Source organism: Rhizobium sp. 01T444 (assembly GCF_056398305.1).
The window spans coordinates 1-11,465 of the sequence record NZ_JBFTPD010000065.1; the positions used below are offsets into that span (position 1 = coordinate 1).

13 protein-coding genes and 2 pseudogenes are annotated in these 11,465 nt (G+C 59.3%); 6 read left to right on the forward strand and 9 right to left on the reverse strand.

Features of this window, described 5'->3' with window-relative positions:
* The 5 genes from AC1DTN_RS36715 to AC1DTN_RS36735 form a co-directional block, all read right to left on the reverse strand.
* The coding region (locus tag AC1DTN_RS36715; RefSeq protein WP_477924985.1) for a XapX domain-containing protein at positions 1 to 249 on the reverse strand (249 nt) is incomplete at its 3' end.
* Between the two features lie 30 nt (positions 250 to 279).
* Complete coding sequence (locus AC1DTN_RS36720; RefSeq protein WP_477924987.1) at positions 280 to 987, reverse strand: alpha/beta hydrolase; 708 nt, start codon at positions 985 to 987, stop codon at positions 280 to 282.
* A 126-nt stretch (positions 988 to 1,113) separates the two neighbouring features.
* Positions 1,114 to 1,770, reverse strand: coding sequence for a hydrolase (locus tag AC1DTN_RS36725; RefSeq protein ID WP_113324810.1), 657 nt, complete (start codon positions 1,768 to 1,770; stop codon positions 1,114 to 1,116).
* Positions 1,771 to 2,013: 243 nt separating this feature from the next.
* Complete coding sequence (locus AC1DTN_RS36730) at positions 2,014 to 2,910, reverse strand: helix-turn-helix domain-containing protein (RefSeq protein ID WP_477924989.1); 897 nt, start codon at positions 2,908 to 2,910, stop codon at positions 2,014 to 2,016.
* Between the two features lie 101 nt (positions 2,911 to 3,011).
* The gene (locus AC1DTN_RS36735) at positions 3,012 to 3,413 is read right to left on the reverse strand and encodes a helix-turn-helix domain-containing protein (RefSeq protein WP_162748117.1); all 402 of its coding nucleotides are present in this window, start codon (positions 3,411 to 3,413) and stop codon (positions 3,012 to 3,014) included.
* Between the two features lie 1,058 nt (positions 3,414 to 4,471).
* On the opposite strand from AC1DTN_RS36735, the pseudogene AC1DTN_RS36740 reads away from it, so the two are divergent.
* Positions 4,472 to 4,612, forward strand: a pseudogene (locus AC1DTN_RS36740) (mobile mystery protein B); the annotation flags it as partial.
* Between the two features lie 136 nt (positions 4,613 to 4,748).
* On the opposite strand, the gene AC1DTN_RS36745 reads toward AC1DTN_RS36740, so the two are convergent.
* Positions 4,749 to 6,254: a DUF1254 domain-containing protein gene (locus AC1DTN_RS36745; RefSeq protein WP_477924992.1), complete on the reverse strand. Its 1,506-nt coding sequence runs from the start codon at positions 6,252 to 6,254 to the stop codon at positions 4,749 to 4,751.
* Positions 6,255 to 6,267: 13 nt separating this feature from the next.
* A pseudogene (locus AC1DTN_RS36750) lies at positions 6,268 to 6,636 on the reverse strand (DUF1214 domain-containing protein); the annotation flags it as partial.
* Positions 6,637 to 6,824: 188 nt separating this feature from the next.
* Here AC1DTN_RS36750 and AC1DTN_RS36755 point away from each other — a divergent pair.
* The 4 genes from AC1DTN_RS36755 to AC1DTN_RS36770 all read left to right on the forward strand — a co-directional run bounded on the left by AC1DTN_RS36755 (position 6,825) and on the right by AC1DTN_RS36770 (position 9,665).
* On the forward strand, positions 6,825 to 7,241 hold the full coding sequence (locus AC1DTN_RS36755) for a nuclear transport factor 2 family protein (protein WP_477924994.1): 417 nt from the start codon (positions 6,825 to 6,827) through the stop codon (positions 7,239 to 7,241).
* A 101-nt stretch (positions 7,242 to 7,342) separates the two neighbouring features.
* Positions 7,343 to 8,404: an aldo/keto reductase gene (locus AC1DTN_RS36760; protein ID WP_477924996.1), complete on the forward strand. Its 1,062-nt coding sequence runs from the start codon at positions 7,343 to 7,345 to the stop codon at positions 8,402 to 8,404.
* Between the two features lie 54 nt (positions 8,405 to 8,458).
* Positions 8,459 to 9,208: an SDR family NAD(P)-dependent oxidoreductase gene (locus AC1DTN_RS36765; RefSeq protein WP_477924998.1), complete on the forward strand. Its 750-nt coding sequence runs from the start codon at positions 8,459 to 8,461 to the stop codon at positions 9,206 to 9,208.
* Positions 9,209 to 9,251: 43 nt separating this feature from the next.
* Complete coding sequence (locus AC1DTN_RS36770; protein WP_477925000.1) at positions 9,252 to 9,665, forward strand: nuclear transport factor 2 family protein; 414 nt, start codon at positions 9,252 to 9,254, stop codon at positions 9,663 to 9,665.
* A gap of 38 nt (positions 9,666 to 9,703) precedes the next feature.
* On the opposite strand, the gene AC1DTN_RS36775 is transcribed toward AC1DTN_RS36770, so the two are convergent.
* Positions 9,704 to 10,600 carry a LysR family transcriptional regulator gene (locus AC1DTN_RS36775; RefSeq protein ID WP_477925002.1) on the reverse strand — a complete coding sequence of 299 codons (897 nt, stop codon included), beginning with the start codon at positions 10,598 to 10,600 and terminating at the stop codon, positions 9,704 to 9,706.
* 111 nt (positions 10,601 to 10,711) lie between these two features.
* Positions 10,712 to 11,122 carry a hypothetical protein gene (locus tag AC1DTN_RS36780; protein WP_477925004.1) on the reverse strand — a complete coding sequence of 137 codons (411 nt, stop codon included), beginning with the start codon at positions 11,120 to 11,122 and terminating at the stop codon, positions 10,712 to 10,714.
* Between the two features lie 72 nt (positions 11,123 to 11,194).
* On the opposite strand from AC1DTN_RS36780, the gene AC1DTN_RS36785 reads away from it, so the two are divergent.
* Positions 11,195 to 11,465: TetR/AcrR family transcriptional regulator (locus AC1DTN_RS36785; protein ID WP_477925006.1), on the forward strand; the 271-nt coding region annotated here is incomplete at its 3' end.

Genomic DNA, 11,465 nt, shown 5'->3' on the forward strand with positions numbered 1-11,465 from the left:
GATGTCGGCGGGATTTGTGCCCTTGGGCAAATGGCCGAACATGTGTGGCTTGATCTGATGCAGCCACGAGACTGCGGCCGGCTCTTTGTTGATAATCGTCTTGGCGAAGGGAATGATCTGTTCGCCGACAAGGATGCCCAGCAGACCGACAAGCGCGATCACAGGAGGAGCCGGCGAACGAACGTTCAGGAGGCTGTAGACAATGCCAACGAGAAGGCCGGCGCCGAGGGAGAGGAGATAGATTTTCATGGAAGTTGTCCTTTGTGATCTATTCGACGATTAAAGCCCGGTCGCCTCGGAAACCGCCTCAAGGATGACGGAGACGATCGCCTCCGGTTGCGAAATCAATGACATGTGGCTGGCTTTGATCTCGGTCGTACGAGCATTAAGCTTCTTCGCCAATTCCCGCTGGAGCTCCACGCTGACTGCCCGGTCTTCACTCGAAATCACGTACCAGTTCTTGCGGTCCGTCCAGGCGGCCTTGGTCACCTTGTCGGAGAAAGTGCCTGCACCGAGCGGCGGCTGGGTGGCCGCAAGGACTCGTGCATCCTCTTCGGGCAGATCCTGCGCTACCGCATTGATCCAGCCGTTTGCGCTCATCATGTAGCTGCCGCTGCGGTCAGGACTGACCTCGCTAAGACCCGGAGGGGCGGGATGGGCAGCAACCTGGTCTCCGGTCGATTGGCCGGCGTCCGGTGCGAAGGCCGCGACAAAGACCAGAGCCTTGACCTTCGGGTCGTTGCCTGCTTCCGTGATGACGGTTCCTCCCCAGCTGTGGCCGGCGAGAATGACAGGCCCGTCAATCTCGTTCAGCACATGGCGGGTTGCCTCGACATCCGCCAACAGAGATGTCGTTGGATTTTGCACGGCGACGACGGAAACGCCCTGCTTCAGCAAAAGGGAAATAACTGATCTCCAGCTCGATGCGTCCGCCCATGCCCCATGCACGAGAACGACGGTCGTATTATTCGATGGTGAGGCGGTCACGATGAGCTCCGTGCGCATGACTGAATGGGAATGGCCGGTGCCGTGGCGCGAGCGAAGTGCGCCACGGGAAAAACACCGAAGAATTGGTCGCTGCAAAGCACTGCGTGCCGGCAGCCAGTTCGCCCCTCAATGACCTTCGGACGCGCCGAACATCGTCTTGGCGTAGATGATGCCGAGGCCGTAGGCGCCGCCGAACTTCTTGGCGATACCGGTGGTCATGTCGTAGGTCTCGGTCCGTGCCCAGTCGCGCTGAAGCTCGAGCAAATACTGGAGAGACGTCATCGGCTGTCCGCCGGCCTGAACGATGCGATCCATTGCCCGGTTATGCGCTTCGTCGGAAACGTCGCCGCAGGCATCGGCCAGGACGAAGACTTCAAAACCCTGTTCGATGGCCGACAGCGCCGGGCCGACGATGCAGACACCGGTCCACAGGCCGGAAAGCACGATGCGCTTCTTGCCGATGCGATTGATCTCCTCGATGACGGCTGCATCTTCCCAGGTGTTCATCGACGTGCGGTCGAACAGCTTCTGACCGGGAAACGCATCGGTGATTTCGGAGAACATCGGGCCGGAGAAGCTCTTTTCGGCAACCGTGGTCAGAATGGTGGAAACGCCGAAACCCTTGGCGCCATGGGCGACGAGAGCGGCATTGTTCCGGAGATTGACAGCATCGATGCTCTTCGTCGCAAAAGACATCTGCGACTGAAAATCGATCATGATCAGCGTATGATCCTTCGGCGTGAGAAGCTTCGAGCCCGGCGTCGGTGTCGCGTTTACAGTCATTGTGTTTCCTCAAAAGCGTTGAGCTGACGGTGCGTCGGCAGTCAGCTAAAGTGCGTTGACGGGACGGATCATGCCCGCTGCCGACGCGATCTTCTTGTCGCTAAAAAGGATGGTTTGGATGTTCGAACTGTCTCGGCGGCTGGAGCTCACACAGGAACCGAAATGTAGACGAGCCCTACTCCGAGACGAGATCTGACGGGAAAACTCCGCGAAAGCGCGAGCTTCGGGCCGGCCGCGATTTTATTAAGTCTTATCGCCGAGTTTCAAGCGCTTCTGCCGACGCCAGTTGCCAGGGGGCTCTCCCGCAATATCCGAAAACACTCGCGTGAGATGGCTCTGATCGGCGAAACCGCACGTCGTGGCGACCTCTTGGATTGAAAGGTCAGCAAGCAGAAGATCTTTGGCCTTTGAAACTCGATACTCCATGACCCAACGGTATGGTGTCCGGCCGAATGTCTCCTTGAACGCCCTGTTAAAGTAACTGCGGGACAGGCTGCAGAGTTGGGCGAGTTCGGTGATCGAGACCTGCGTGAGGGCGTTCGCAACCAGGAACTCGAGCACCCTTTTTTCCTGCCATGGCGCCAAAACGCCATTCCTGCTCGTCGGAAAATACTGGCTGGCATAGGTGTGGGTCAGATGCGTCAACAGAACCAGGCTAATTTGCTCAAAGAACAATTGGTTGGCCTCATGTCGGTTGACGAGATAAGGCAAGACGGCCTGAGCAAGGCCAAGAATGACGTCGTCCCTAGTACCGGGCCTACAATCGAACCCGTCGAATTGCGGGCGGCCTATGTCCTCCAGGAAAGTGCGCACGAAGGAGAGCGGGATATTGAATCGCAGATTATCGAATGGCGAGAGATGATGGCACTGCCATTCATTTCTGAGGTCGGTGATAGCGATCGCACCTTTCGGATGCCCGCCTTCGAAAATGAGCTCGTCGTTTTTCCAAAGGCGGTGCATTCTGAAATCGGTCAACTGAGTGATGACGGAGACTGCCTCCTCGCGTTTGCTCGGTGGAGCGATCGGAAGATCGTCCTTGTCGTAGCACAGACGGGTGATCGTGATAGCCGACGCTTTTATCGTCCATTGACCAGGAACAGGCGTTCGAAGCGCACTACCGCCTTCCAATTCTCTCTTCAATGTCCACTCCGGCAAACCCACCCGTATCAGCCTCAACGCTACGCTGTTTTATGGTAGATTCCAACGATTTTTTTACGAAACAGCTTTCGACTTGGTTTCAATCAATGAAGCCGGCCAGTACGCCAGACAGCCGGCGTCATGCCTGTCTCGCGGGAGAAGACCTTCGTGAAATGACTTTGATCGACAAAGCCGCAGGCGTCGGCGATCGCCTTCAACGGGAGGCTGCTGTCGCGAAGAAGATCTTTAGCGGCATCCACCCGCGCGAGCATGAGCCAGCGATGGGGCGTAACTCCGGTCACCTTCTTAAAACTCTGCGAGAAATGATTGGCAGAGAGACCCGCGGCCGCGGCAATGTCTGCCACGCACAATTCACGGGCAAGGTTGTTCCTCATAAACTCTTTCGCCAAAGTTTCACGGTTGTAGGGCAGGATCGTTTCGTCGCTGCCAGCCTCCGTCTTACCGATGGGGTCCTCGATCAGATGTGAGCAGATCGCGATTGCCAAGTGCTTCAGGAGCGCCTCCCATGAACCGGTCTCTCGACCAAAGAGGGAAATGACGATGTCGGCGAGATTGCTTAAAACCGGATCCCTCTCACCCCGTCGACACCGCAGCTCGAGTATCGAACTTGCCCTAGACAGGTCCCCGACCTCCGCTATGAGGGCCTTTGGCAACAAGAAGGTAACCGAATGAAGGTCCGCGTATAAGACGATCGACGCTCCTTCGGAAAGGTCGACAAGGCAAACCGATCCCCGCTCGAACTTGTGGGGCAATGTCCTGGTCCCGTCCGGGAGGATGTCGCAATGATGAGCCTCCTTGGTGTACACCATCAGGAAATAGGCGTCGCAAACGGGAAGGGAGACGATCGGCCTCTCACCGTCGGTGACATCCTTTGCGATTCTCGTGACGCAAATAGATGAAGCCCTGACAGGCACCGCATTGAGCGACGCGGCTTCGGGAAGGCCGAAATACGGGCCGAGCGTTTTCAGTTGAATATGGTCCAGCTCAATCCCCTCCCTCCAAGATGCCTCCGCGCTTTAGCATCCATGAGAACATTCCGACTCCGGCAGACCATATAATTCTGCTGAACAGCTGCGCAACGCCTATTCGCGTGAAAATAGGTTTCAATCGCAATGAGAAACCAGTGTCACGGCAATCATTCCATTTATCTTGGACCATCCTACGGCTACAACCGAAAAGATCCGAACGCGAAAAGTTGGTCTGAGGGAGGATTGAGTTTCAGCTTGCGGCACGATGTCGGCTCCACAGGCTCCAGCGGCGCAAACAGCAAACACATGAGCCATTTGAAACGCGGCGGATCACAGTCTGTTCTCCGCAGCGATCTCTTGCAGGTCGAGTTCGTGTTCGAGGTCCCGCATGACGCGGTCGTGGATTTCGCCGGCCCTGTGCATCCGCGGGATTTCGGCCCGACCGGCCCGAAGCGCCTCGAGAACAGCCTTGAAGTGGTCAGCTTTAATGCTCTCATGCGTGTCACGGTCACCTTCATACTGGGCGGCAACCTAGGCTCGATGCCGGTACTGTTCGAGCAGCCGGGGATGCCGCTCGCCGCGATCTCAACGAGGCGGAGCAGGAAAACATCGTCGCGGGTGCGGCCTGGGCGCGCGGTCGCCGGCGCGTATCGCTTGAGCGAATGCTCAGTGAGGACTTCATGCGAACACTGCACAAGCGGATGTTTGGCGCCGTCTTGAGCAAGACCAGGCACAACATGGTCGTTCGTTTCATCTTCTATCCTTCTCATACGGCTGGCGATTAGCGCTCGGCATTGCAGGTTTCAGCGTGGCAGGCTCGATTGAACCTCTTCTTTTCCGCCCTGCGATCGTTCACACCCGTTCGAAATCCCCGAGCGGCCAGGACCGGTCGAAGTAGCTCTCGGTCGGCTGATAGAAGCGGAAGTAGGAGAACCAGTTCTTGCCCGGAACAGTCGGAATCCAGTTGCTCTCGTAGCCGGCCGGCGCGGTCGGTCCGCAGTGGATGTCGACAGACCCGTCCTCGTTCTTGCGCAGATCCATCCGCGACGAACGGTCCGCAATCTTCTGGTCGTTGAGAATGAGGGCGCGGGTGTCGACGTCGTAGAGTGTCACCGACCAGAACAGCTTGATTGGCGGGTTCGGAGGGACGCGCAGGCGATAGGAGACACAGCCATCGAGCCATTCGCCTGCCTTGTCCTTGTAGGCGCTGAGATAGGCAGATGAAGGTCCAGGCTTCTTCGGCGCCATGGCGGGGCCAGCGCCAACCGCCTCGTAGAACCAGGAGGCCCGTTCGTCGAGCAGATTCCAGAACCCATTAGGGTCGTCGGCATCGAGCATGAGCGCGTAGTCCCAATGCGTATCGGGCCGATACTTCCCGTTCTTGAACCGGCGATCCGCGGAATTCGCCTTCGCCATCGCCTCGCCGACCTGGGCGGCGTCGGTGAGAATCTTCGTCTGTCGCGCATCCGGTGCGAATGCCTTGCCCTTCTCGATCCCGAGCGGCCGCAGCATGGTGTGGAAGAACGTGTCGCGCGCTTCCATGGGTTCGACCTGAATGACCTCGTCGACCCTGCGCCAGTAGTCCATGCCCCGCGGCGGCAGCCCGCTCCAGGTCTTTGATCCGACGTCGAGGATATCCATGGTGGGTGGGTTCTTCCGCTGCGCATATGGATACATTCGCAACTGCGACAGCGCCTGTCGTGCGGCCTTTGGGTCGGTGTCCGTCAGACGCACGCCCAGGAAGACGTTGACCGTTGGGGAATGACGCACCGTGTAGCCGGTGACGTCGCGCGGGGTCTTCGAACCCGGCGGCAAAACCAGGTATTTGCCGGGCTGCTCGGTGCCGGGAATTGCGTTCTGCCATGCGTCGTTGATTGCACCCTGGACGCCCCGTTTGGGCATCTCCAGCACAAGTGGCCCGTCGCTCAGATCGGCGAAGCCCAGATAGTACGGCGTCGTGGCGTTTGCGGTCAGGATTCCGCGTCTGGCCTCATAGGAAAGGATTGCGACGATCTGACCGTTCTTAGCGCCAAGCTGCTCGTTGTTGCCTGCCTGCCATGACCTGAAAGCGACGGCCGGCAAGGCCCAGAGGTAAGCCTGGCACGCACGCTGGAAGTCGCGTTCGTCATAGAGCTTATCTATCGTGGCGTCGGTCGGATAGCCGTTCTCGAAGTCGTGAGTGAACTCGAGAACGCCGATGCGGCTGTCGATCTTCTGTAACCCAGTAGACGCCGGCGTTCCTGATGCCGTCGTCGATGTCGTCTGAGCGTTGGCGGATCCGGAACCGGCGAACAAGCCCAGCGCCGCTGGGGCGGTGCCCGCAATGATCGAGAGCGTTTCTCTGCGATTGATGATCATTTGCCTCCCTCCTCTACTGTTCATCGACACGCTCGAGGTCGGGCAGCACCCAGGACTTGTCGAACAGCGGCTTCTGTGGCCCGTAGAAACGAAACAGGACTTCGAACTTTTGCTTGGGAACGGTCGGAACCCAATTCGAGCTCCCGATCCGTGGCGCCTTCGGGCCGAACCAGATATCGACGGAGCCGTCAGGGTTCTTCTCCAGACCGGGGCTTTGCGAGGACCGGCCGGCACGGGTCATGTTCCTGATGAGCGTATGGGTTTGACGGTCGTAGACGGTCGCCGACCAGTACTGGCTGACCGGAGCGTTAGCAGGAACCTTCAGCCTGTATGTCTTGCCGCCATCAAGGGTGCGTCCGTTTCCATCCTTCAGCGTCATTAAATAGGACTGTTCGCCAGCTCAGCGTGACATTCCGTCTCTGGACCTTTTCGCCGGCCACGTCTGGTATCACCGGGTCCGTTTTCCAAATATAGAAAACCGTTGAGCATTTTTTGCCGTTTTTTTCGCAACGCGAGCGCCTAAGTCAGGTGGTGTGAGGTCACGACCAATGGCTAGGAAGGAGATATGCCATGGATAGAAAGCAGCAAGAGGACGTTGCCAAGGCCTTTCTGGAGGCACTTGGACGAGGCGATACCGACACGATGTCGAAGCTCAGCACTGAGGATATGACTTGGTGGATCATGCCCGGAAACAGGTTTTCCGGTTTGCACGCCAAGACATCCTATCTCGCAAACCTGCCCAAGCTTCTTCTGGAGAACGCCTCCGGCCCGCTCAAGATGGATTATCACGAAATCACCGGCGAGAGCGATAGATTGGCGATCGTCGCCAAGGGCGATCTGCCGATGAAGGATGGCCGGCACTACCGGAACAATTATCATTTCCTTCTGCGCTTCCGGGACGGGAAGATCGCAAGCGGCAAGGAATTCACGCACTCGCTGCACATCAACGAGATATTCGGCGCGCCCGACAGAAGCGACGCCGCCTGATCGCGACGAGCGCTTAGGCAGCTCTACACCCCCATCAATCACCACCGACGTGGAACGGACCATCCGGTCCGAACGGATTGACGCGTCTCAAGGAGAGTAAAATGAAGTACAAGCCACTCGGCAATACCGGTCTTCTGGTCTCGCAGCTTTGCCTGGGCACCATGACGTTTAGCGACGGCACCGGCATCTACGAGCATATCGGCGATGTCGGCCAGAGCGGTGCCGACGAACTGGTCAAGGCCAGCATCGATGCCGGCATCAACTTCTTCGACACTGCCGATGTCTATTCTGCCGGCGCCAGCGAGCGCACGCTCGGCCAGTCATTCAAGAATCTCGGCATTCCCAGAAACGAGATCGTGCTGGCCACCAAGGTCTATAGCCGCATGGGACCGGGCCGAAACGATGTCGGCGCGTCGCGCGCCCACATCATGGATGCCGTAGACGCCAGCCTCAAGCGGCTCCAGACCGATCATATCGATCTCTATCAGGTCCACGCCACCGATATCCTGACGCCAGTCGAGGAAACCTTGCGGGCGCTGGACGATCTGGTACGCCAGGGCAAGGTCCGCTATCTCGGCGTGTCCAACTGGCAAGCCTGGCGCATTGCGACCGCGCTGGGTGTTTCCGCCCGCCTCAATCTGGAGCGTTTCACGACGCTGCAGGCCTATTACTCGGTCGCCGGACGCGATTTGGAGCGCGAATTGCGCCCGCTTCTCGAAGCCGAGAAAATGGGCCTCCTCGTCTGGAGCCCGCTTGCCGGCGGCCTACTGTCTGGCAAGTTCAGCCGGGAAAACCAGTCGCCCGAGGGTTCGCGCCGCTCCTCCTTCGATTTCCCTGTTGTCGACAAGGAGCGCGCCTGGAACGTGATCGACGTGCTGAAGCCGATTGCGGAAACCCATGGCTGCAGCCCGGCCCGCATCGCGCTTGCCTGGCTTCTTTCCAAGCCCGTCGTGACCTCCATCATCGTCGGCGCGAAGCGGCTGAGCCAGCTCGAGGACAATATCGCCGCGGTGGACATCGAACTCACCGAAGACGAGATCGCCAAGCTCGACGCCGTCAGCGAGCTGCCGCCGGAATATCCGGGCTGGATGCTGGCCACGCAGGGCGCGGACCGAATGGGCGCCGTCGATCTCTGGGCCGGCAAGACGTCCCAGACCTCCTGATCGACAGGCGGGAAGGCCCCGATTAGCCACAACCAAGCCAAGAGGACAGGGATTATGACAGATCGATTGAAAGGGAAGGTCGCCGTCGTTACCGGCGCCTCCAAGGGCCTCGGCGCAGCGATTGCAAGAGGCTTTGCCGCTGAGGGTGCCTCGGTGGTGGTCAATTACGCCGCCAGCAAGGATGCCGCCGACCATGTGGTGGCGGACATCGAGGCGAAAAGCGGCCAGGCTATTGCCGTCAAGGGAGACATGAGCGATCCGGCACAGGTGGAGGCGCTCTTTGCCGAGGCGAACCGCACTTATGGCCGCGTCGACGTGCTCGTCAACAATGCCGGCGTCTACGACTTCCAGCCGCTCGAAAACCTCTCCATCGAGCTTTTCCGCCGGCATATGGAGCTGAACGTCTTCGGCTATCTGCTCGCCGTGAAGGAGGTCGTGAAATACATGCCGGAGGGCGGTAGCATCGTGAACATGTCTTCGACGGTCACGATCTTCGGCCCGGAAAACGCATCCGTCTACACGGCCAGCAAGGGCGCGATCGATGGATTGACGCGGGCGCTGTCCAACGAGCTCGCGCCCCGCAGGATCCGCGTCAATGCGATCAAGCCTGGTGTGGTTGACACCGAAGGCGTCCAGGCCGGCGGCTTCCTGAAGACGGACTTCGGCCCGGCGGTGACGGCCAGGACGCCGCTCAAACGGCTGGGCACGGCCGACGACGTGACGCCGGCGGCAATCTTCCTCGCCTCCGACGAATCGAGCTGGACGACCGGCGAATTCTTCGTCTTTGCCGGCGGCCATCGCTGATTTCGAAACTTAAAACGCCGCCACGCGGCCCGGAGATTTCAAGATGACAGACGGAATGGAGAGGACGGCCGGACAAGTCGTCCAGCATTATCTCGATACGTTCTTCCGCAAAGATGTGGACAAGACGCTCGAGTGCCTGACCGACGACGTTGTTTGGAAGGTGCAGGGGGCGCCCGACGTTCCCACGATCGGCATCCGCCAAGGGAAGGATGCAGTGCGCGCCTGGATGGCGCTCTTCCCCGATCATTTCGAGCCGCTCGATTTTCACGTGGAGCGGATTTTCGAGAATGGCGATACGGCCGTCGTGACGGGCTATTTCCGGCATCGCATCCTCAGCACGGGCAAGATCTTCGCGAGCGACTTCGCGGCGATCTGCTCCGTGCGCGACGGGAAGGTCAGCGCCTATAATTTCATCGAGGATTCCTACGGGCTCTGGAAAGCCTTCCAGCCCGATTGATGCAGACAATACGGGCACGCCGCCGTCGTGGCTGGCTCTCAGCCGGCGGGGGCGCGTCTGGAGAGATCGAGATTGGTGCGCATCACCCGATCGGCCAGAAAATCCCCAACCGCTCTCACGCGCGCCGATGCCACAAGATCGGCATGGGTGACCAGCCAGACCTTGTTGCTGAACATCCGCTCCGACGGAACGACCGGAACGAGATCGTCTCCAACGGCCAGGAAGTCGGGGATGACGGCCAGACCCAGACCGGCCCGCACGGCAACGATTTGCGAGGGCAGGCTGCTGGTGACGAGGGCGATCTTGCAACCGGGATGCTCCCGCTTCAGCCAGGCCGCGGCCGGCATGAAGGCATGGCTGTCGTCCCAGGTGATGAAATGGCGGCCGCCGAGTGGTTCTCCCTCGATATAGGGATGGCGGTCGAGATAATCCCGGCTGCCATAGACCGAATAGGTCATATGGCCGACACTCCTGACCGTCAGATTGCCCCGCGTCGGCCGAACGACGCGCAGCGCGATATCCGCTTCGCGCCGACCGAGTTCGGCGGCGACCGTGCTGGTGATGATCTCGAGGCAAATGCGGGGATAACGGTCGCGAAAGGCCGGAAGTGCGGGGATAATCAAATCGGTCGCCAGATTTTCCGATGTTGCAAGCCGCACGACGCCGCTTGGATCCTTGTCGAGGCCGGCTGCGCCGCGCTCCAGCGCCAGGATGCTGTCCTCGACCCGCTCGGCGTGGCGAAGCACCTCCCTCCCCTCATCCGTCAGGAAATAGCCGGTCTGGTGGCGCTGAAAGAGCGCTATACCAAGATTTTCCTCAAGCTCGACGATGCGTCGGCTAACCGTGGATTGGCTGACCTTGAGTTCCGACGCGGTCTGGGTGAGGCTCGCGGTGCGCGCAACAGTCAGAAAATAACGAAGGTCGTTCCAATCCATGCGCAGCCTTTCATGTCATGGCGCCCGTCCAGGATCGCATGTCGTCGACAAGCCGTGACGCACCAATAGCGCGGAAATTGCCGCTTGGACCAGCCCGCAGACAGCTGCAATTCACGAACGGGTCGCGATGAACCGCCAGGCCGCGATGGCTGCCAGACGATGAGGCGCGGCGTGGCGCGCATAATCCTCGGTTTCGGTGATCCGGCGCAGATCCGAAAGGCTCCGATAGCGAACGATGACGATGTCGTCCCAGCTTTCCGGTTCGAGCGGCACCAGCGTCAGAAGCTGGCGCCCGGCATGAACCAGCTCATAGGCGATACCCAAGCGCGTTGCGATTTGGCCGAAGGCACCGGCGTAACCCTCGTAATAAGCGGCACGGGCGGACGGCTTTCTATCTGCAAAGCCGTCCGGGTAGAGCGGGCTCTCCCTGAAGGTCAGGAGGTTCACCATGACCACGGGACCATCTCCCACCCGCGCCACCGCCTCGTTCAAAACATGCTCGGGCAACTCGACATCCTGCATACTTTTACCTCGTGACATTTTTCGTCAATATGTCATTAGTTGACAAATTTTGTCAGAATGTCAAGTTAAGGCATGGATGCCAGAGCTGACAAAAAAGACTATATCCTCTGCGCGGCGGAGTCGGTTTTCGTGCGTTACGGTTTCGCTCGTACGACCATGGGCGATATCGCCAAGGCGGCCGGGATGTCTCGCCCGGCTCTTTATCTCCAGTTTAAGGACAAGGAAGCGATCTTCAGCCGCGTCATCGAAAACATGGACGCGCAGGCGCTGACAAAGATCAGGACGGCTATCGCGAAGATCGGGCCGCTCAACGAGAAGCTGCTTCACGCCTGCACGAGCTGGG